Source organism: Rossellomorea aquimaris (assembly GCF_000935355.1).
In the GTDB taxonomy this organism is placed as follows: Bacteria; Bacillota; Bacilli; order Bacillales; family Bacillaceae_B; genus Rossellomorea; species Rossellomorea aquimaris_B.
Map to the genome: position 1 here is coordinate 96029 of NZ_JXZC01000008.1, position 20758 is coordinate 116786.

Consider the following 20758-nt stretch of genomic DNA (forward strand, 5'->3'; position numbering starts at 1 on the left):
TTGGCCAAAGCTCTTTATATAAGTGTTTCAATGACGAGATGAGCCGCTACCCTGCTTATCAAGCTCTGATGTGGAGTGTCGGATCGGTTTCCACCTTTTCCATGGAGATTAATTTCAGGATGCAGCAGGGCGGTTTGAACCGTTCCGTTTATATATCCAGCCGTATGAGGGACGGACCTTACTCAATCGAGTTTAAATCGCCCATCCAATTGATATCCGGATAACCTCCTTCATGAGTACTTTTCGAATTGCTCAATCCCGTATCGTAATAACCGTCTATACTATTCTCAATATGAATCACATAAGTGAAATCATTCCATATTGTTCCTTCTTCGATTGCTTTGTTAGAAACATCCGTCAATCTCTTCAGGAATTGGTTTGCTATCGCTCTCATTTCGTCCTCCGGTGTTTCCTGAGGGACGACGATGTTAAATTCCAATGGGTCCTGTTGAGAATGGAGGATGACTGCGTGGGATACTGTATTTTCCACGATATAGTCTCTCGCTTCGTTGAACCATTCAGGACGGAATTTCATCGGTTCTTCTTCTCCTAGATACTTTACATCCTTACTCAGGTACTCTGAACGGCCGTCATTCTTAAAAAGAGCTACCGAAGTAATAACGGATTCACGATCAATGAATTGGATCTCTTCCATTGAATTTGGCTTAATTTTGTTATTACCTTGTATCTCCATTTCTACTATATAATCACCATATAGATAATTCGCCGAATATACACCTTCCAATGCATTAAGGAAATAATATGGTTCACCCAAGGTCGCAATGACCTGGTCCAATGTATAAGACGGGCTGATATTGGAACGGATCTCCAATAGCGTCTTTTCATCTTGGAAGTAGAGGAGATAGTTCTCAACCCGATCATAGCCTTTGTGACCCTTCTTGGTGTCCAGATCTTCGTACTTGTCCTTATATATCTCCTGTATACCTTCCATGGAATCTCCAATCGTAAAGGCAGTTCCGATGAATGTTCCATTGGCTGCTTTTTCCTTGAAAGCATTTGGATTGTTCAGGATCATAGAGAAATCAAAGGCAGGGAGTGGAGGTGGTGTATCCGCCGGTTCACTTTTGTCTTCCTCTTCTTTTTTCTCTGGTATCTTCTCTGGTTCTGGTTCTGCTTCTTGCTCCTGTTTCTCTTTCACATCCTCGACGGGGGTCGCCGATTTTCTGATGGAGGCTTTTTCCTCTATTATCTTTTCATCCCACTCGTCAGTTGGTACGTATGTGAATTCTGCAGGCTCTTCTTTCTCTTTTTCATTTTCTTTCACCATATCTTCCTTAAACAGATAGCTGTTGCCCAGGATAGAAAGGATCAGGATGATGCATAAAGGAACGCCAAGATTGATGAAGATGGACTTGACCGATGATTTCTTTTGTTTTTCATTTCTTATTTTCGTCAGGATGGCTCTTTTTTGACTGGCAGGGTCAGTGTTCTTGAATACTTCACGTTCTATTTCATTCTTCATATTGTGAAAAGGGTCCTTATTCATTGGGAATCCTCCCTCCCATTGTTTTCTTCAGCTTCTCTCTTCCCCGGTCCAGCCTCGTCCGGACCGTTGAAGGATTGATCCCAAGCATATCTCCGATTTCCCCGGTCGTTAATTCTTCATAGTAATATAATAGGATGACTTCTCGATATTTCAGGGGGAGTGAATATACATGAGAGGCCACTGAGTCATTGTCTTCGTTCGTTATGAGTTCTTGTTCGGGTGTAACGGACGTCCCTTTTTTAAGAATGGTATGGAATGTATTTACGATCGTATTTTTCCTGAAATAAGCCGAGCGCTTATAATCTTTACATAAGTTAATGGCAATTCTATAAATCCACGTTTTGTAAGAGGATTTATGATTGAACTGATGGAGGGCATGAAAGGCTTTAATGAACACCTCCTGAGTAATATCCTGGGCAGCCGGCCAGTCTTTCACATAGAGATACACCAATTTCGTCACCTGTACTTCATACTCATCAATTAAACTCTCAATCAACCTTTCCTCACTTATCTCCATCTGCATCACTCCCCCCTTCTCATGTTGTATCACCTCATCCATTTGTTATCCTCCCCTGAGCAGACCGGATACCTGATTTTCTGTTTCGGCACTGTAACCAGGTCCGTCCCTTCTCTTTGTAAGTTTAATGTATTTTTTTACATTTTTGTAAGTTATTCATTCATTAGACGCGAGTGGTAGGAAGTGTGTCTCAATTTTGGATGATTTTTCTTTATTTGATTTAATAGAAAAAAACCTATCCTTTCAATTAGGATACGTTTTCGCATATATTTTTCTTAGTCAGCCACAATGAAGGTCCGTCCCTCAATGCGTTAAAGCGGTGAGGGACGGACCTTGGTTAGTTTATTGAATTTATGATCAAGAGGCTTGCTACTCTGCTTGTCATATCTCTAATGTCGAGTGTCGGATCGATTTCCACGATGTCCATGGTGGTGACCTTAGGATGCTGCAGGGCGGTTTGAACTGCCTCCATTAATGTGTCCGGGTGCATGCCGCCAGGACCGATTGCCGGGCAGCCCGGTGCGTATGCCTGGTCGAGCACGTCCATGTCTACTGAAAGGTAGATAGTGTCGACTTGGGGTTCTAATTGGGCTATGGCGTCTTGGATGAGTTCTGCGATCGACGAGTTGTTTTGTCTGACGTCCTTCATCGTATAGACTGTGACACCCTGCTCGATTGCATAATCATGATAGGCTTTCGCGTTGGCGTAATTGCGGATACCTATCTGAATCAGATGCTCCCCTTTGATTTGCCCCTCTTCTAGTAACCTTCTAAACGGGGTACCGTTGGTAGGGCCGCCGTCTTCCGTGTTACGGAGGTCATGGTGGGCATCGAATTGGATGATGCCGACTGTGCCCTTCGCTTCCTTGATGGCTTTGACCGCAGAAGTTGTGATGGAGTGGTCACCTCCAAGGATGATGGTGAATGGTGCTGCGTTTGTGTTCGCGGCTTCTTTGACTGATTCATAGATTCGTTGATGGGACTCTTCTATGGAGGTTGGGTGCATGTTGATGTCGCCGAAGTCGATGATGGTTTTCTTGTCGTCGGCGAGGTCCGTCCCTCTTTCGATATTGTACGTCGTAAACGAGTTAAGGCATCTTCTGATTGCATCGGGTGCAAAGCTTGCCCCTGAGTGGGAGATGGAAGGTTTGGAGAGGGGGGCGCCGATGATGGCGATGTCCCCTTTCTTTCCTTCTTCCCAAGGTGTCAAGAGTTCTGATGCCTTTGTTGTGTAGCGGTCTTTGAACTGTGCTTTACCCGCCTGTTTAATGTGTTGAAATGTGCTCATGAAGCTTCTCCTTGCGGTAGATGATCCGGCCGTTTTTCATGACGGTGTGGGTGTGGTTGACCCCGTAATGATATGGTACGTAATGATAGTTTGGTACATCCCATAGGACGATGTCAGCTTGGCGCCCTGGTGCCAGCTTTCCTGCTGAGTCCCCTCTATTGATGGCGTATGCTGCGTTGACGGTGACGGCGTTCCAGATTTCTTCAGGCGTCATTTTCAATTGCAGAGAAGCAAGGTTCATAATGAACTGCAGATTTTCTGTTGGTGAGCTGCCCGGGTTGAAGTCGGTTGAAAGTGCGACCGCCGCTCCCGCTTTCATCATGCCTCTTGCGTTGGCGAACTTTCCTTTGTTCAGGTAGAAGGATGTGCCTGGCAGTAGGACCGCGATGGTGTTTGTTTCTCCCAGTGCCTGGATGCCTTTTTCGGATGCCCCCACTAAGTGGTCTCCGCTTGTGGCACCGATTTCCGTTGCCATTTCCGTTCCGCCGAGTGGATCGATTTCGTCGGCGTGAATTTTTACGGAGAAGCCTTTCTCTTTGGCTTTTTTCAGGAACTCGCGGGATTGTTCTACTGTGAATACCCCTGTTTCGCAGAAGATATCGACGAATTCAGCCAGCTGACCTTTTTCGATATCGTTCAGCAGGTCGAGCATTTCCGTTAAAAATTCATCGGAGCGCCCTTTGAATTCCGGCGGGATTGCGTGCGCTCCAAGGAATGTGGAAACGATGTCTGCCGGGTGCGATTCGTTCAGTTGTTTGGCTACTCTCAGCTGTTTTAGTTCAGTTGGTCGGTCGAGCCCATAGCCGCTTTTCGCCTCGACGGTGGTTACCCCGTACGAAATCATTCGGTTTAAATGAAAATGTGCTTTTTTGAGCAGCTCTTCTTCTGATGCCTCACGGGTGGCGCCTACTGTAGAAAGGATGCCTCCCCCGCGTTTCAGAATCTCTAAGTATGGTACTCCCTGCTGTTTGAGGGCCATTTCGTGTTCACGGGAGCCACCGAACACCAGATGAGTGTGCGGATCAACAAGACCTGGTGTCACGAGCTTTCCTTCTGCATCGATTCGTTCCGTTGCTTTGAGGGACTGTGCTTCTTCATGGGTTCCGATCCAAGCGACAAGTCCGTCCCTGATGGCAAGGGCCGCGTTCTCTGAAACCTTGAGTTTACTCATTTCCTCACCTTTTAGAGGTCCGTCCCCATGATCCATCGTCAGGAGCTGTCCGATGTTGTCGATGATGGTGTCGAAGTGTTTTTCTAAGGTCATATTATTCTCCTCCTTTGTTCATCGGGATGTGGATGTTGTGTTTTTCGGCTGTTTTTTCTGCGATGTCGTAGCCTGCGTCGACGTGTCGGATGACGCCCATTCCAGGGTCTGTTGTAAGGACGCGTTCTAATCTTTCCTGCGCAAGGTCCGTCCCGTCTGCCACAACCACCATACCAGCATGCAGTGAGTACCCCATCCCTACTCCGCCGCCGTGGTGGAAAGAAATCCAGGAGCCGCCTGCCGCTGTGTTGATGAGGGCGTTCAGGATCGCCCAGTCTCCTACTGCGTCACTTCCGTCTTTCATGCTTTCCGTCTCGCGGTTTGGTGAAGCGACGGATCCGCAGTCCAGGTGGTCACGACCGATGACGATCGGTGCTTTCAACTCGCCATTTCGTACGAGTTCATTGATGGCAAGACCCATTTTCACACGCTCGCCGTATCCAAGCCAGCAGATGCGAGAAGGCAGTCCTTGGAATGCCACTTGCTCCTGTGCCATATCGATCCAGCGATTCAGTGCTTCGTTTTCCGGGAAAAGCTCTTTGATCAGGCGATCTGTTCTATAGATATCCTCTGGGTCTCCTGACAGAGCAGCCCAGCGGAAAGGCCCTTTTCCTTCACAGAATAATGGACGGATATAAGCTGGAACGAAGCCAGGGAAATCAAAGGCATTGTCGACCCCTTCATCCTTCGCTACCTGACGGATGTTGTTGCCGTAGTCGAATACGATGGAGCCTCTATGTTGGAACTCGAGCATTGCTTCCACGTGTTTGGCCATGCTTTTTTGTGAAAGGGTCGTGTAGGCTTTCGGGTCCTGTTTGCGTAATTCGGCAGCTGCTTCTAATGAATAGCCTTCTGGTACATAGCCGTTCAATGGGTCGTGAGCTGATGTTTGGTCGGTTACGATATCGATTTGGACGTTTCTCTTTAAGAGTTCATGATGAACCTCTGCCGCGTTTCCAAGTAATGCGATGGAAAGAGGCTTGCCCTGATCCCGTGCTTCATAAGCCAGCATTAACGCTTCATCAATGGAATCCGTCTTCACGTCACAGTATTTCGTGTCGAGGCGCTTTTGGATGCGTTCTGCATCAACGTCGACTGCAATCACGACTCCACCGTTCATGGTGACGGCGAGTGGCTGTGCCCCACCCATCCCACCTAGTCCTGCTGTGAGAGTGATTGTACCTTTAAGGGAGTTGTTGAAATGTTTCTTGGCAAGTGCCGCGAATGTTTCATACGTCCCTTGCAGGATCCCCTGTGTCCCGATATAAATCCAGCTTCCCGCCGTCATTTGACCGTACATCATGAGTCCTTTTTGATCCAGCTCATGGAAATGCTCCCAGTTTGCCCATTTTGGTACAAGGACTGAGTTGGAAAGTAAAACTCTCGGAGCCGCTTTATGGGTTTTGAACACACCAACCGGTTTTCCGGATTGAACAAGCATGGTTTCATCATTTTCCAAGTTTCTGAGCGTGTGGACGATTGCGTCGAAGGACTCCCAGTTACGTGCCGCTTTCCCGATACCACCGTATACAACAAGTTCTTCTGGAATTTCCGCTACCTCAGGATCAAGATTGTTATAGAGCATGCGGAGGACCGCTTCCTGCTCCCATCCTTTGCATTCAAGGTCCGTCCCTCTTTTTACGTGTACGATGCGTTTGTTTGCTTTAACCATTTGTCGTTTCCTCCTTTGTTTTGGTTGGTTTGATTAGTGTGCTAAGCGTTGTTTGCTGAAGCCACTGGTTGGCTTTTTCTATGTCTTTCGAGAAGATGCGATCCTTAGTGATGGAAGGAATGATCTTTCTCGCTGCTTCATAAAATTGGCGTGTTTTGCTTGCCAGGAGGTCCGTCCCTCTATGTTCTGCTGCCTGCAGGTTGCAGATGAGTTCGACGGCGAGGACTCTTCTTGTGTTCTGCAGGATTTGGTAAGCGTGTCGTGATCCGATGGTTCCCATGCTGACGTGGTCTTCCTGGTTGGCGGATGACGGGATGGAATCGACGCTCGCTGGATGGGCGAGTGTTTTGTTTTCGGATACGAGTGATGCCGCACAGTATTGCATGATCATGGCACCGGATTGAAGTCCCGGTTGTGGACTAAGGAATGGTGGCAGATCATTCAGCTGCGGATTCACAAGTCGTTCGATCCGTCTTTCTGAAATGTTGGCAAGTTCAGCCACAGCGATCTTCATGAAATCCATGGCAAAGGCGATTGGCTGTCCATGGAAGTTCCCTCCTGAAATGACCTTTTCTCCGTCATCAAAAATGAGCGGATTATCGGTTGCGGCGTTCATTTCGATTTCCAGCTTTTCTTTTACATAGTCAAGTGCCTGCCAGGATGCTCCGTGTACTTGCGGGATGCATCGTAACGAGTAGGCGTCCTGGACTCTGAGTTCTCCTTGCTTCGTTGTCAACTTGCTGTTTTCCAGGTAATCCCGGATTCTTTTTGCCGTTGCGACCTGTTGAGGATAGCCCCTTACTAAATGAATATCTTCGTCGAAGGCATCCATGATCCCTCTAAGTCCCTCCAAGGTCAGACTTGCAATCATCTCGCTTTGGAAAGCCAGTTCCTCTGCTTCCAGGTATCCGATGACCCCCATCGCCGTCATCGCTTGGGTTCCATTGATGAGTGCCAATCCTTCTTTTGCCTGAAGCTGGATCGGGAAGATATTTTCTTTTGAAAGGACAGGCAGGGTTTGATGTACCTCTCCTTGATAGTGGACCTCGCCTTCTCCCATCAATGCAAGAGCCAGATGAGAAAGTGGCGCTAAGTCTCCGCTTGCTCCAAGTGACCCCTGCTGTGGGACCACTGGATGGATTCCTTTGTTCAAGAACTCGGCCAGTCTTTCGACGATCACTGGTCTAACACCAGAATACCCTTTTAAAAGAGCGTTGCATCTCAGTAGAAGCATGGCACGTGAAACGTTCTCTGGGAACGGATCACCCACTCCACACGCATGGGAGTGAATCAGATTCAGCTGAAGCTCCTCCACATCATCCGCATCAATCAACACATCACTGAACTTTCCAAAGCCCGTGTTGATCCCATACACCACACGCTTCTCCTTCACAATCCGCTCAACCGCCTCGCGACTCTTCCGCACCCGCTCCATACTAACCGGCGAAAGCACCACATCCTCCTTCCCATAAATAACCCTCTTCGCCTCATCCAGCGTCAAACTACAACCCGTCAACTCCACCATTACAATCACCTCTTCATATTTTTAGGGACGGACCTCTCTACATTGCCTCTACACAACCTCAGTCTCGCTTAACCCCTCTAAATCGCTATTATTGTTGTTGCGTTCTTTAACGCTTTAAACCACTCCGGGACGGACCTCCGAATCCTCACTGCCCAATCCCTAAAGAGTCTCTTGACCCCAAAATTCCACACAAAAAGAGGCTCGACCAAAGACAGACTTCTGCCGTTGGTCGAGCCTCCTTTCAACTAATATCTTTAGGCTCTAAATTATTTAAATATGATTAATTCCAAGTCCGATTGTCTCATGCTCCAGGCCCTTTATGGGCGCACCAATCGTTCCGTATAAAGCAACCGCGATCCACTCGCCTTCTTCTTCACTCTCATATGGAGTTCCCCTAACAACCGAAAAGCGCAATCCCACCGTGCGCAGGATCTCACCCAATTGCGTATGGCCGCGGGTCACACCCGTTAATGCCTCCATGATGGCGTGATATAAGGCATGCATTTCCCGGTACAAATCTTCACGGACAAGATCACTTCGTTTTGCTGCCGTTTCAATCGCAGCAACGATTTTCTGACTGTCCATGGATCCGATTTTCCCGGTGCAGTAACTCCAATTCAGTTCATTGAAATGCCGGTTCCACTCTTCTTCATCCTTGTCTACGAGCAGAAGAAGCATGGCGTTCTTTCCGATACGAGTATGATCTGTCTTTTCCAAGTGGCATTCGCACCTTACATGAAAATTCTAAAAATACTAATAACTACTTATATTGTATGGTCTGTTTCATAAGAGGTCAACGAAAAAAGTGCTGATTTTAGAAACTTAGAGAGGTAGTTTGGTAGCGTGGTAAAGGGTTTTGGGGAGAACTAAGGTGAAAACGCAGGTGGTGTGCCATGGATTACATTGGAGGTCCGTCCCTCAATCACTCTACTGTCTGAAGTGCTTTAAAAAAGACGTACCTATTCAGTTTAGGTTCGTCTGATTCCTCCTTTACTCTTCTTGTTTTTTTCCTTTTCCTTTATATACTTGAGGATTGTTCATGAGGTAGGTGACAGTTCCTTCATCACTCTTCATGCTTAGATAGGATAAAATGTCATTTTTGTCTTCATTAGTCAGTGGCTCATCCATGGGGTATAAAGGTTTGATGTTTAAAAGCTCTGCACCATTTCGTTTCTCGAGCACTATTTTACAATCCTTTGGCTCCTTGTCCCCTATGCGGACAAACTTGAACGGGATCGAGTGATTCCGATCAATTGGAACGGCAAACAGAGTGGTGAATCCAACCGTCTCCAGAATCTTATCTGAATACATGATGCTTTCAAGTGCATGTGAAAATCCAGGGGGGCGGTTCACAACAACCAGCTTGTTGTAATAATGTTGGCCTTGAAACACAACTAAATGCTTCTTCGATTTCTTGATGCTCCTCTTTGAAACGTGAAAATCCTCAAACACCAATATAAAGTCTTTTTTCATTCTTTCTCCTCCTCGAAATAGGAATTTGGTCCTACAAAGATGGATTTCGACATAAATATCTGTTTTCCTTCATTTTTTTACAAAAATAATTTAATTTTTTACAATTTTAATTGTATTTTCACCAAATTCCTCATTTGGGACTTCCTTTTCTACTTCTTGGTCTACATATTCTTTATAACGTTTCACTTCTGAATCTGGAAAATAGGCCAGGGTCCTCTCCTTTGATAGGAGGGGATTGTCGATGGAATGAACATATGAGGGGTAGCTGCTCCATGGATAATACTCGGGGACTACTGTAAGTTTGGCTTTGACAGGGTTTTGATGAATATATCTACTGACCTTAATAAAATAGGCTGGGGTGTCAATCTTGGTGGATCCATATCTCCCCTGAAAAACATGGCCGACATAATCGTATTTTTTATTGAAATAAATGGCGTAACGGGTATGAAGGATTCTGAAGATCTGCTGGGGTGGAATGTCATGGGTTTCGATCAGAAGATGAATGTGGTTGGACATCAAACAGTAAGCGTGGATAGTAAAGGGATACTTGTCTTTCGTTTCCTGCAGATAGGATAAATATTTCTTTCGGTCTTCAATGTCATGAAACAAGTCTTGCTTCCGGTTCCCTCTCGCTGTCACATGATAAGTGGCTCCCGGACACCACTCCCGAGGCGTTCGTACCATAACATCACTCCTTCGTTTAATTCAAACAGAATTTCGTACAATTACCTATTCGACATAACTCCGCAAAATCCTCTTTTTTTGAGGGACGGACCTCTGGAAATTTGCAAAGGGCGTTAAATCAGGCTGGTTATCTCCAATGTAAACTTTAGAGGTCCGTCCCTCATCTTTATTCTTCTATTAGTAGGTAATTTCTTCTGGTTGCCCCGCTGGTAAAGCTGTTTTGAGAATAGTAGATTACACGCTGTTTGCCGTTATGTTTAGTACTGAATACCAGATTTGTTTCTGACCTCAACCGGATCCATTTGACCTTTCCCGTTAAACTGGGTCTCGCTTCCACTATATACGTAGCATGAATCTTTCTCCCTTTGTTCCGATCTCCCATTCTATCTTCCACCTTTACCCCCAATTCGACAAAATTACAATTATATTTACATTTTAATACGTTTTAATGTAATTTTGTATACCTTTTCCAGATTATCTTCATTTGTAATCAATAATCGTATTTCAAATCGTGTAATTTCCCATTGATCTCTATTAAAACCTTTATCTTGAAGAAAAAAGGGATAGTGGGTGAATAGAATGGACTTACATATAGAGTTGAAGCATTATCGGAATGACGTATTGGAGCTTACTCAGAGAGAAGCCGCCTCTCGTTTAAATATCAATCAGAGTACGTTATCAAACTATGAGAACGGCACAAGGGACATCCCGTATAAAATGCTCCTTACCTTCAAAGAAGTCTATAAGATTCCCACCCATGAAATGAACCGGATTATGTATGGTGAGGAAAGTGGAAGTCTTGGTGGTAATGGTCACGATCCCATGATCCTGAGAGAAAACTTCGAAGACCAAGAAAATAGGGCAATCCTGAAGATCCTTCAAGATTACCCAAAATTCAAACGTACCCTATCCTCCCTCACCTACTTCACAGAAAAACGCAAAGAAAAATTCATCACCCAGGTCAATCATCTTTATCAGACGATGAAGGATTGGTGATTCGAGGGTGATTCGAGGGACGGACCTCGAGAGACCCCGACTAGAATTATAAATATGAAGAAAGCGGCATTTTATCTTTATTGTTCTATTATTAAAGGTCCGTCCCTAATAACGAGTTCCCAATCTAAACAACCAAAAAGCGCTGAGATTCCCATTAAGGATTCTACAGCGCTTTTCGACTTTGGGTTAGAGAATATCCAGTCTGTAATTCTTGTTTCAACCAATCAATCATTTTATCTGTATTCATATCGCCCTGCTGACCCTTGTCATAAGCTTTCTGGATCACAGAGAGAACGTATTGTTCCTTGCTCACGTTTCCTTTCAAAAAGACAACCTCCTACAATATAAAACAGTTTCTATCACTTTATTACACTATTAGAGGGAAGTTCAAACATCAATTACTAGATATATTACCATATATATACAAGATTCCACAAAATATTTTTCGACATCATTCAAAATAAATAGGTGATAAGACCTATTAAAAATTAGCATATATTTCCGATAAAATGTTGGTATGGGGAAAAATTAGCGTTCGTCAAAAATATATATAACACGTTCGTTATTGTCTAGCAGCTTCAAGTCGGGAAAAGGGGGAAATAAAGAGTGGCATTTTTAACGCCGGAAGAGGCAATGAGAAAGAAGAAGACACAGAAAGTAGTTACATACGTAAGTTTCGTTATTATTACGATTCTACTAATTGCAGGGACAACCTACTTAACTTATCAAGCATAAACTGACCAAAAGCGTCCATTCGACGCTTTTTTATTTTATTTCGCAATTCGTTCTACAATATATGGAAAAGTTCGATGATTTTCGATAGAATAAGAGATGGAATCTATTCAAGTTGGAGGACAACATTTTATGCATAGAGAAGTCAGACTATTCAGGGGTTTGAAACAGCCATCAATCTTCTTTTATCAACTTAATGAGATGGAGCAATTAAAAGGGTATAAGAAACGAGTCTCATTTCTTTTCTTATTATCCATTGTTATATTCGGTTTGATTTCATCTTTCGGAATAGGAATGGACCCTTTGTCTAAAGAATTGACGAAGCTATCCCCGACTGTATTAGAGTTGGAGAAATTTTTATTTTTCTTAGGCAGGCTTATAGCCGGAATGCTTTATGCAGCCATTATCCTCTTTTTTTCATCATTAATTTTCTGGACCATTTCCAATGAAGGAGAATACCGTAAACTGGTGATCACTCAAGGTCTGGTCTTAATCATTTTATTATTAGAAAAACTCACCTATATACCATTATCCCTATTCTTTTCACTTGAATGGTACTCTTCACCACTCTCCTTAGGGGTAATTACTCAATATATAACGTCAAAATCATATGTGATCTATTTACTGGGAAGTTTCTCCCTTTTTAAAGTTTGGGTTTTCTACATCCAATATAAAGGCATCAAACAGTTGACCAATCAAAAAAACTGGATCATCTGGTTAGTGATTCTCTTGACCAATCTTTTCTTGTGGTCCCTTAACGCACTACTGGCTTTCTTAAACATATCAACCTTAATTTAACTATCCAAAGGCTGTGAACATGATGAATAGAAGAACCATTTTTTATAGCACTTTAACACTCTCTCTCTTGTTTGTTGGTGCGAATACATATCTCATTGAAAAAGCGAACAGCAAGGTCGACCGCGAAGTCCGGGTAGCCAATTGGGAAATCAGCGGAACAGGAGATCTGGCTAAAGAGCTTCCAAAACCGGGTGTCGTGACAGCTGAAGAAGAAAGCTACATCTATTTCAACGACGAATTTGGATCCTTCAAGAAATTCCTGGTTAAAGAAGGTGACCAGGTGAAATCCGGAACGCCACTTTATGAATACGAAGTAACCGATCAAACTCAGCAAAAAAAATGTTCTGGAATCAGAAGTGGAACAATTGGAAGATGAGATCGATAGTATCGAAGACAATATCGACGATTTGGAAAGCCTGGAATCATCCCTTCCCTCCACTTCTACGGACGATAAAGAAATTCCAATTGATGCTAGTGCGCTTCAGTCGGAGTTTGATATAAAAAAAGAAATCGCCGCTAAAGAATTAGAAATCGACCGTTTAGAAAATCAAATCGAAAATCTTGAACGCCAAATTTCTGATATCGAATCGTATGAAACAACATTGACGGTTCAAAGCAGCGTGGACGGGACAATCAAGGATCTTTCACATGCGATCGATAATCCATTGATTACGATCGCCTCACAGTCCACCATCGTAACGACTGATCTTACGGAAAAAGAAATCGTGACGGTAGAGGAGAATATGAGCGCAATGATTCAATCTGACATTGAGAAAAAGACTCAAAAAGGAATCGTGACCAGTGTTGCCACCCTCCCTAAAAACGATCCGCACCTGCAAACGGATAGCATGTATCCTGTGGAAGTGAAGCTTCAGGATACTGATAACAAGCTTCTTCCCGGTCATCATGTTTTCCTATCGATCATTACGGAGGAAGTAAAAGGGGCATTTGTCGTGCCTGTAACTGCAATTGAAAAAGAAGGCTCTTCTGCATTCATCTGGATCCTCACTGAAAAAGGGACCGTTGAACAGCGAAAAGTTGAAACAGGGCTCCAAGTAAATGGGCAGCAACAAATCAAATCAGGCGTGAAGGCCGGAGAATACTACATTGTTTATCCCGGCGACATTCCAGCGTTAGAAAATGGCACTCCTTTCATAACGGGGATTGACTGGAATAGGATCAAGCTGCGGGATTTGAAGAAAGTAGATCGCCCGACAGTCTTGGAAAATCTGCTGGTAGGAATATTGGAACGGAAATAACAGGATTAGCCGCATTTGAAACCGGAATGGTTTAGATGCGGCTTTTTTAATGAAATCATGTCCCTAAGGACGATTCATTTTTCTATACATACTCCTTCCCAACCAACAAATACTATTGGTTAATCACTGACGAAAAGGAGCGCTCACCATGAAAACACTCAAACGCCTCATCATCCTCACACTCCTTCTATCCCTCCTGGCCTTTTCCTTCCCTGCGACCTGCCTTTTCGCCGCTCCAACGGCACCCAAGAAAAACGTCATCCTCATGATCATGGACGGCACCAACTCCGACGTCGTCACGTTGTCACGGTGGTACCGAGGGACGGACCTTCATTTAGATCGCATATTAACAGGCGGAGTCCGGACCTATTCGGATCAGTCGGCGATCACCGATTCCGCCGCAGCCGGGTCGGCCATGGCCACAGGTATGAAGACGAAAGCTGATTATATAGGAATGAACCCGGTTGGACGTCCCGTTCTGACCGTCCTTGAAGGTGCCAAGCTGTCAGGCTACAAGACCGGCATCGTAGCCACCTCCCCTATCCAGCATGCCACCCCGGCCGCGTTCACTTCCCATGTCCTCAATCGTGAAGAATTTGGAGATATCGGCGAACAACAGGTGTACCAGGGTCTCGACGTTATCTTAGGCGGAGGTGCCGCCTGGCTGAAATCGAAAGCAAAAGACCACGTCAAAAACGATGACGGCATGCTGAAAACGAAAGAAGTCAGTCGTGAGGATGGAGAAAATCTCGTGGAGGTCATCGGCTCAGAGGGCTATGATTTGATTTTGAAGAGGGACGGACTTCTGAATAGAACGGGATCATCCAAACTGTGGGGGGCGTTTGCCGAAGAAGATTTCGCCTATGAATTGGATCGGAAGACGTTGAACCCTGATGAACCTTCCCTTGCGGAGATGACGGAGGCTGCGATCGACAGACTTTCTCAAGGGGAGGAGGGTTTCTTCTTAATGGTCGAGGGCAGCAAGGTGGATTGGGCCGCTCACAAAAATGATCCTGTAGGGATGATCAGCGAGGTACTGAGCTTTGACGATGCCGTTGGAGAAGCTCTTGCATATGCCCGCGAGGACGGTAATACGATGGTGATCGCCGTCACCGATCACGGGAACAGCGGGCTGACGCTTGGAAATCAGGGAACAAATGGGGACTATAAACGTCAGCCTGTCGAGAGGTTTGTTGAACCTTTACGTAAAGCTGAGCTTACGGTTAAAGGTGCTGTTTCTCAACTTAAGGAGGATCGTTCCAATTTAAAAGAGGTCCTTTCAAACTATGGGTTAGGTAGTTTGAGTAAAAAAGATTTCTGCGCGATGGAGGATGCTTCCAAAAAAGTGGAGGATTTAGAGGGTGAAATGGTGAAACTGTTGGCGAAGCGGGCCAATCTTGGTTTTACGACACATGGACACACTGGAGAGGATGTCTTTTTGTATTCGTATGGCCCCGGGAAGCCTGTTGGCCTTATTGAAAACACGGACATTCCGAGAGCGATTTCTAAATATCTGGGATTTTCATTAACTTCCGGCGAATTTGCCTCCTGGTATGTGGATGGTGCAGAATTTTATCGTGAAAGAGGTTTTGACGTGAAGATCAAGGGACGGACCTCGAAAAATCCCGAGATGGTGGTGAAGCGTGGGGACGAAGAGCTGCGTTTTCCTGAAAATAAGGATTTTTATTTGAGAAATGGTGAAAAAGTGAGACTTAAGAGTGTGAATGTGTACGATGGGGAGACTTTTTATGTGCATGTGGAGGAGTAAGGCTGGTGTTGGGGAAGTTTTGAGTTGATTCTTGAGGTTTATTTTCAAATTCGGCCGGTTTGTTTTCAATTTTGGCGTTTTATTTTCAAATTCGGGGGTTTTATTTTCAACTTTCGGGATTTATTTTCAAAAACGCACTTTTTATTTTCAAATCCACCAGGGACGACCGGTGCCAGGTAACTTTTTGAAGGTTTTTTACTCTTCTTCAAATTTTATTATCGAGTTTGAGGATTTTATTATCGAGATGGGACCATATATTATCGACTTTTGAATTATATTATCGACTTTCCCACTTTTATTATCGACTTCCTAATTATATTATCGACTTCGAATCATTTATTATCGACTTTCCAAATATCCTATCGACTCGCCCCCCAATCCCAATCTGCCTTCCAACGAACCATCCCAGCCACTACACCATTCGACAAACTCCCCCACCCTCACCTAACCCCCTTCTCCCACTTCCCCCGCCTCATGTTCCTTTTCCCCCTCCTTTTGCGTTATAATAAAAGAATGCGATTTTATAGATTGGAGAGGTTGGTTGATGTCGATTCGTATTCAGGAGTTGAAGGATAAGTTACTTCCCATGAGTCAGTCGATACAGGGTGAGCTGGACCCGAATCAGGAAGAGAGCAAGAATGTCGTGTCGAAGGGCCTTCTTTTGTTCCGTCAGAACCTGGTTTCTAATGTAAAGGTCCGCGATGAGGAAGTGACGGCCGAGGTGCAGGATGTGACGCCTGTGACCCTTGAGCTGAATTTCTCGTTCCCACTATTAAGTAAGTGCTCATGCCCTCAGGATAAATGGTGCCGGCATCAAATGGCGACCTTTTTTTTGCTATATAACAAAGTTGGACGGGTCAGTGAGTGGATCCAGAATTGGCGGAGTCAGTCTGCTCCCGCTAGTCAGGAATCCCGGTCTTTGGATGATTTATTGAAGAAACACAGCAGCACCGGTGCCCTAAAGAAAGCAAGCGATCTATTAAACGAACGGAAAACGCGGGGAAACACGCCTGAGGAATGGTGGCAATTCTTTGACTCTATCCTCAAGCAGGAAGACTTGGAGTTACTTGAAAGACAGCCCTATTTGATGGATGTCCTCGTTCAGAATATAACGAAACGCTTCATGAAGGAAGCTCCATTCGAGCGGGAATGGAAGCCGCTATATCAGCTGTTTGCCACCTTTTATTTGTCCATACATATCGATCTGTATTTACAAAAGAGGAATGTTGAACTAAGCCGCGAGCAGTACAGCATGTATGATTTTCTACTAGGGGAAATGGAAGACGCCGTGGAAAAACTGTCGATTCATGCCATGCCGTTCAGCTTCGATCCGTACATTGCCTTTTTGAAGAAGAAGACGATCGAGATGAGTGATTCCACAGAAAATAGTACGATGATGAAAGCTGAAGTGTACCGCTTCCTATGGTACTACTTGTTTAAACAGAAGTCTTGGCGCCGTGAAGAGGTAGCCCGATTGGAAGAGCATGACGGTCAGGATCCTAATTTTTACAATGTGGCCCTCCTCCATCAATATCTGTTACTCGAGGATTTGAATAAAGCAAATGAAATTGTGGATGAGCTTGGTACAGAGCTTGTCGCGTTCAGTGAATTCTGGCTGCGCAAATTTTTCGTCGGCAAGCGTTATGAAGTCGGTTTCTTCCTTGTCCGGAATATCTTATCAAGGATGCCGGATCACCTTGAAACCCTCGACTATTATGAAGCGACCCGATTCGTGCGCTGGTTTGTGCGGATATTGCCGATGGATTGGCTGATGGAGAAGGACAGCTCACTTGTGAACGAATTCCTTCTGTCCATGCTTCCGTACAGCTTCTTCTCCTACAATGAGTATCTCATTAGCGCGAAGGCTTATCGTGAATGGGTGGAGCTGCAGAAGTACATGAGCTATAGCATTCAGGAAATGGAAGGCATGGGGCTCCGCGATGTGACGAAGGAAGCGCCTGAGCTCGCACTGCCCATCTATTACTCCGGGGTCATGGATGCGATCGATCAGAAGAATCGTGACAGCTATAAGCTGGCGGTCCGCTATATGAAAAAGATCCGGACGATTTATAAAAAAACGAAGAAAACTGAGAAATGGGATGTATATCTCACCTATATTTTAGATAAATACAAGCGATTACGTGCGTTCCAAGAAGAGTGCAGAAAGGGTAAGTTAATCGATGCTTAAACTGTCTTCCGTAAAAATCAACGTCAACACAACTGAATATGAAGACCGTTTCTTCATCACAGCCGTTAATGACGAAGGAAAACTTCTGCCTCCAAAAGAATGGAAGGGCCAGCTGTTTCTTTGGCATGAAGAGAGTTTCTACGGTACACTCCTTGAGGAATCCGCCAACGGGATTGCCGTGACTCAGTGGCAGCTTCTCACATTGCTTGCCGGTGAGCATTTCAGCAGCATGATACAGTGGGACTGGGATGAGACCGGCCAGGCGTGTATCGCGATCGCTCCTGTGATCTACGAGGCGGTGGAAGCCGGACGCTGGCTGCCCCGCTTCGAGGAATGGCAGGAAAAAGGGCTGCAGTTTCATATCCCCGATGAGGTCTGGTCGAATTTTAATGATGGGTTTTGGGAGGAAGAACTTCCTGATGGAGGTCCGTCCCTCAAAACGTTGACGGAGAATTGGTTTCAGGGTGCCTTGAATGAGGCGATGGCTTCGGGCGGGTCGAGTGCGATGAAGCGGATCCAGAAGCTGAAGGAAAGTACGCTTACGTCTGAAGAGCTGGATGCGTATTTTGATGAGAAGCGCTGGAGTGAATGGATCGCTGGCGAGGATGAGGAGCTTCCGTTCTCGATCGGACTGAGGATCTCTGAGCCGCTTGATGAGGATGAGTCATGGGAGCTTGAGACGATCCTTAGAGACCGCAAGAAAACGAGTCGGGTCATTTCACTGGCTGAAGATACGGTCCCTCCTTCCTGGAAGAAACATCTGCCGGACGTATCGGAAGAACAGGAACGCTGGATGAAGATGATGCCGATCTTACGTGACGCGGACGGGTCACTCCGCACGGCTCTTGGTGAGCACGATGCCTGGGATTTCCTATCCGTGCTGAGTGAGAAGCTCATCGACTTGGACATCGAAATCCTCCTGCCATCCTGGTGGGAAGCCATGAAGGATGCTCAGGTGTTGGTGAAAGCCAAGCTTAAGAATACGGACACAAGCTATCGTAAGTCCTTCGTTGGCCTCAATGCCATGCTTGATTTCGACTGGCGATTATCCATGAATGGGGTCAACCTGTCGGAGGATGACTTTAATCAACTCGTCGATAATCAGCGACGGTTAGTGAAGATCCGTGGTCAATGGATGAAGCTTGATCCCGCCATGATTCACAGGATTCAGCAGATGATGAGGAAAGCGAAGCAGGAAGGGATTTCGATTCAGGATATGCTGGAACAGGAGCTTGTTCCACGCGATTCCGATGAATCGGATCTTGATCCTGAAGACGACGAGCATGATCCATATAAATACGCCAATATCCAGCTGGAGCTCAATCGCTCGATGAAAAAAATGATCCACCAGCTGACAAATGTGTCCTCGATTCCATTAACGGAAACACCTGACGCGTTTATCGGCGAGCTCCGCCCTTATCAGCAGCTTGGCATGAGCTGGATGCTCTTTTTGCGGAAGTTCGGATTTGGCGCGTGTCTGGCTGATGATATGGGGCTTGGGAAAACGGTACAGCTGATCACGTATTTGCAGCATGTTAAAGAAACGGAGAAACCGGAAACACCTTCCTTGATCGTTGCGCCTACTTCCGTTCTCGGAAACTGGCAGCGTGAGTTGGAGAAATTTGCTCCGGACTTGAAGGTTCACCTACATTACGGGCCGACCCGGTCGAAAGGCGAGCAATTTGCCAAAGAGATCAAAGGCGTAGATGTGGTTCTCACCTCTTACGGCTTATCACATATTGATTTTGACGAGTTATCGGAAGTGGTTTGGACATCGATCTCTCTTGATGAAGCGCAAAACATCAAGAATGCCAATACGAAGCAATCCCGTGCGATCCGCAAACTCAGCGGTAAGCACCATATTGCACTTACCGGGACTCCGATGGAGAATCGACTGTCCGAGCTGTGGTCGATCTTTGATTTCCTTAACCACGGGTATCTTGGTGGATTCACACAGTACCAGAAAAACTATATCGCTCCGATCGAAAAGGATGAATCTGAAGAAAAAGTCAAAGAGCTTCAGGCAAAAATCAAACCGTTCTTATTACGGCGAACGAAGAAAGACCCTGAAGTGGAATTGAATCTGCCTGAAAAACTGGAGCAAAAAGAATATTGTCACCTTACCGCTGAGCAGGCAGCCCTATATGAACAGCTGGTGAAAGACACTCTAGCGAAGATTGAAACGCTGAGTGGATTTGAGCGGAAAGGATTGATCCTGCAAATGCTCAACCAGCTGAAGCAGCTCTGTAACCACCCTGCTCTCTACTTAAAGGAACCGGATCCAAAATCAATCCTGTCCCGCTCTGAGAAAATGCAGAAGCTGAAGGACATCGTGGAAACCGCTCTCGAGTCCGGCGAAGCTTGCCTGATCTTCACTCAATATATTTCAATGGGTGAAATGATCCAGGAAGTAATGAAAGAAGAGTTCAACGTCGATGTTCCATTCCTGAACGGCAGCATGGCAAAAGGAAAACGCGATGAACTCGTGGAGAAATTCCAGAATGGCGAGTTCCCAGTATTCCTGCTATCACTGAAAGCAGGAGGAACCGGATTGAATCTGACAGCAGCCAACCACGTCGTCCACTATGATCGCTGGTGGAACCCGGCTGTTGAAAACCAGGCAACCGACCGTGCTTATCGGATCGGACAACAGCGATTTGTTCATGTTCATAAACTTGTTTCTTCAGGTACCCTTGAGGAAAAAATCGATGCGATGCTGACGAAAAAGCAGGCATTGAACGATGAAATCATCCGCAGTGATCAGTGGGTTACCGAATTGTCTGATCAGGACTTGGAGTCGTTGTTAGTGTTGGAATAATTTTTGATGGCCTCTTTCCTATTATGGGAAAGAGGTTTTTTGATAGGCTGGCGTTTAAATAGTAGCTTATGGAGGGTTAATTTAATAGGATTTTGACAAATTAGGGTTAGGTTTGACGTTTTGTTGGTTATTTTTACATATATATTTGTAAAATATATACGATTTTTTATGCCGACTTGTTTTGTTGTGCCACTTTTAAGCAAACTTGTGCTACTTCTGGACTTTGTTGTGCCACTTTCAGCGTTCGTTGAGCCACTTTCCACAAAACT

At 45.3% G+C, this 20758-nt stretch carries 19 protein-coding genes; 8 read left to right on the top strand and 11 right to left on the bottom strand.

Annotated elements, in window-relative coordinates; genetic code table 11:
• Window positions 1–178: 178 nt before the first annotated feature.
• From TV75_RS16775 to TV75_RS16820, 10 genes are all read right to left on the bottom strand, one after another.
• The gene (locus TV75_RS16775) at window positions 179–1507 is read right to left on the bottom strand and encodes a hypothetical protein (protein WP_044339949.1); all 1329 of its coding nucleotides are present in this window, start codon (window positions 1505–1507) and stop codon (window positions 179–181) included.
• Window positions 1500–2066 carry a sigma-70 family RNA polymerase sigma factor gene (locus tag TV75_RS16780; protein ID WP_052504600.1) on the bottom strand — a complete coding sequence of 189 codons (567 nt, stop codon included), beginning with the start codon at window positions 2064–2066 and terminating at the stop codon, window positions 1500–1502. Before TV75_RS16780 ends, TV75_RS16775 begins: the two co-directional genes overlap by 8 nt.
• Before the next feature lie 295 nt (window positions 2067–2361).
• Window positions 2362–3312 carry a formimidoylglutamase gene (hutG, locus tag TV75_RS16785; protein ID WP_044339950.1) on the bottom strand — a complete coding sequence of 317 codons (951 nt, stop codon included), beginning with the start codon at window positions 3310–3312 and terminating at the stop codon, window positions 2362–2364.
• Window positions 3290–4576 carry an imidazolonepropionase gene (gene hutI, locus TV75_RS16790; protein WP_044339951.1) on the bottom strand — a complete coding sequence of 429 codons (1287 nt, stop codon included), beginning with the start codon at window positions 4574–4576 and terminating at the stop codon, window positions 3290–3292. Before hutI ends, hutG begins: the two co-directional genes overlap by 23 nt.
• Window position 4577: 1 nt before the next feature.
• The gene (hutU, locus tag TV75_RS16795) at window positions 4578–6248 is read right to left on the bottom strand and encodes a urocanate hydratase (RefSeq protein WP_044339952.1); all 1671 of its coding nucleotides are present in this window, start codon (window positions 6246–6248) and stop codon (window positions 4578–4580) included.
• Window positions 6241–7773 carry a histidine ammonia-lyase gene (gene hutH, locus TV75_RS16800; RefSeq protein WP_044339953.1) on the bottom strand — a complete coding sequence of 511 codons (1533 nt, stop codon included), beginning with the start codon at window positions 7771–7773 and terminating at the stop codon, window positions 6241–6243. Before hutH ends, hutU begins: the two co-directional genes overlap by 8 nt.
• Window positions 7774–8043: 270 nt before the next feature.
• Window positions 8044–8490, bottom strand: a complete 447-nt coding sequence (hutP, locus tag TV75_RS16805) for a hut operon transcriptional regulator HutP (protein WP_301280440.1) — start codon at window positions 8488–8490, stop codon at window positions 8044–8046.
• 273 nt (window positions 8491–8763) lie between these two features.
• The gene (locus tag TV75_RS16810; protein WP_044339954.1) at window positions 8764–9246 is read right to left on the bottom strand and encodes a hypothetical protein; all 483 of its coding nucleotides are present in this window, start codon (window positions 9244–9246) and stop codon (window positions 8764–8766) included.
• A 90-nt stretch (window positions 9247–9336) separates the two neighbouring features.
• Window positions 9337–9930 (bottom strand): transposase, encoded by a 594-nt coding sequence (locus tag TV75_RS16815; protein ID WP_044339955.1) that lies wholly within the window; start codon window positions 9928–9930, stop codon window positions 9337–9339.
• 166 nt (window positions 9931–10096) lie between these two features.
• Window positions 10097–10312 (bottom strand): hypothetical protein, encoded by a 216-nt coding sequence (locus TV75_RS16820; protein WP_044339956.1) that lies wholly within the window; start codon window positions 10310–10312, stop codon window positions 10097–10099.
• A gap of 197 nt (window positions 10313–10509) precedes the next feature.
• On the opposite strand from TV75_RS16820, the gene TV75_RS16825 reads away from it, so the two are divergent.
• Window positions 10510–10926: a helix-turn-helix domain-containing protein gene (locus TV75_RS16825; protein WP_044339957.1), complete on the top strand. Its 417-nt coding sequence runs from the start codon at window positions 10510–10512 to the stop codon at window positions 10924–10926.
• A gap of 163 nt (window positions 10927–11089) precedes the next feature.
• Here TV75_RS16825 and TV75_RS21920 read toward each other — a convergent pair whose 3' ends face one another.
• Window positions 11090–11251 carry a hypothetical protein gene (locus tag TV75_RS21920; RefSeq protein ID WP_156142497.1) on the bottom strand — a complete coding sequence of 54 codons (162 nt, stop codon included), beginning with the start codon at window positions 11249–11251 and terminating at the stop codon, window positions 11090–11092.
• A gap of 281 nt (window positions 11252–11532) precedes the next feature.
• Between TV75_RS21920 and TV75_RS22565 the strand changes: the two genes are divergently transcribed.
• The 7 genes from TV75_RS22565 (at window position 11533) to TV75_RS16855 (ending at window position 20489) form a co-directional block, all read left to right on the top strand.
• Window positions 11533–11661: a hypothetical protein gene (locus tag TV75_RS22565; protein WP_299744173.1), complete on the top strand. Its 129-nt coding sequence runs from the start codon at window positions 11533–11535 to the stop codon at window positions 11659–11661.
• Window positions 11662–11790: 129 nt separating this feature from the next.
• Window positions 11791–12456 (top strand): hypothetical protein, encoded by a 666-nt coding sequence (locus TV75_RS16830; protein ID WP_044339958.1) that lies wholly within the window; start codon window positions 11791–11793, stop codon window positions 12454–12456.
• Window positions 12457–12475: 19 nt separating this feature from the next.
• Window positions 12476–12832 (top strand): efflux RND transporter periplasmic adaptor subunit, encoded by a 357-nt coding sequence (locus tag TV75_RS16835; RefSeq protein WP_156142499.1) that lies wholly within the window; start codon window positions 12476–12478, stop codon window positions 12830–12832.
• Entirely contained in the window at window positions 12822–13715 is an 894-nt protein-coding gene (locus tag TV75_RS16840) for an efflux RND transporter periplasmic adaptor subunit (RefSeq protein WP_044339960.1), read from the top strand. The genes TV75_RS16835 and TV75_RS16840 overlap by 11 nt, the downstream gene beginning before the upstream one ends.
• Window positions 13716–13863: 148 nt before the next feature.
• Window positions 13864–15483, top strand: a complete 1620-nt coding sequence (locus tag TV75_RS16845) for an alkaline phosphatase (protein WP_044339961.1) — start codon at window positions 13864–13866, stop codon at window positions 15481–15483.
• A gap of 544 nt (window positions 15484–16027) precedes the next feature.
• Entirely contained in the window at window positions 16028–17671 is a 1644-nt protein-coding gene (locus TV75_RS16850) for an SWIM zinc finger family protein (RefSeq protein WP_044339962.1), read from the top strand.
• Entirely contained in the window at window positions 17664–20489 is a 2826-nt protein-coding gene (locus TV75_RS16855) for a DEAD/DEAH box helicase (protein ID WP_044339963.1), read from the top strand. Before TV75_RS16850 ends, TV75_RS16855 begins: the two co-directional genes overlap by 8 nt.
• Window positions 20490–20758 lie beyond the last annotated feature (269 nt).

Bases quoted from the DNA above. Each gene is read 5' to 3' on its own strand.
- hutU (WP_044339952.1), bottom strand. From the start codon at position 6,248: ATGGTTAAAGCAAACAAACGCATCGTACACGTAAAAAGAGGGACGGAC.
- TV75_RS16820 (WP_044339956.1), bottom strand. From the start codon at position 10,312: ATGGGAGATCGGAACAAAGGGAGAAAGATTCATGCTACGTATATAGTG.
- TV75_RS16855 (WP_044339963.1), top strand. From the start codon at position 17,664: ATGCTTAAACTGTCTTCCGTAAAAATCAACGTCAACACAACTGAATAT.
- TV75_RS16810 (WP_044339954.1), bottom strand. From the start codon at position 9,246: ATGAAAAAAGACTTTATATTGGTGTTTGAGGATTTTCACGTTTCAAAG.
- TV75_RS16835 (WP_156142499.1), top strand. From the start codon at position 12,476: ATGATGAATAGAAGAACCATTTTTTATAGCACTTTAACACTCTCTCTC.
- hutG (WP_044339950.1), bottom strand. From the start codon at position 3,312: ATGAGCACATTTCAACACATTAAACAGGCGGGTAAAGCACAGTTCAAA.
- TV75_RS16825 (WP_044339957.1), top strand. From the start codon at position 10,510: ATGGACTTACATATAGAGTTGAAGCATTATCGGAATGACGTATTGGAG.
- TV75_RS16815 (WP_044339955.1), bottom strand. From the start codon at position 9,930: ATGGTACGAACGCCTCGGGAGTGGTGTCCGGGAGCCACTTATCATGTG.
- TV75_RS16775 (WP_044339949.1), bottom strand. From the start codon at position 1,507: ATGAATAAGGACCCTTTTCACAATATGAAGAATGAAATAGAACGTGAA.
- TV75_RS16845 (WP_044339961.1), top strand. From the start codon at position 13,864: ATGAAAACACTCAAACGCCTCATCATCCTCACACTCCTTCTATCCCTC.
- TV75_RS16780 (WP_052504600.1), bottom strand. From the start codon at position 2,066: ATGGATGAGGTGATACAACATGAGAAGGGGGGAGTGATGCAGATGGAG.
- TV75_RS16830 (WP_044339958.1), top strand. From the start codon at position 11,791: ATGCATAGAGAAGTCAGACTATTCAGGGGTTTGAAACAGCCATCAATC.
- TV75_RS16850 (WP_044339962.1), top strand. From the start codon at position 16,028: ATGTCGATTCGTATTCAGGAGTTGAAGGATAAGTTACTTCCCATGAGT.
- hutH (WP_044339953.1), bottom strand. From the start codon at position 7,773: ATGGTGGAGTTGACGGGTTGTAGTTTGACGCTGGATGAGGCGAAGAGG.
- hutI (WP_044339951.1), bottom strand. From the start codon at position 4,576: ATGACCTTAGAAAAACACTTCGACACCATCATCGACAACATCGGACAG.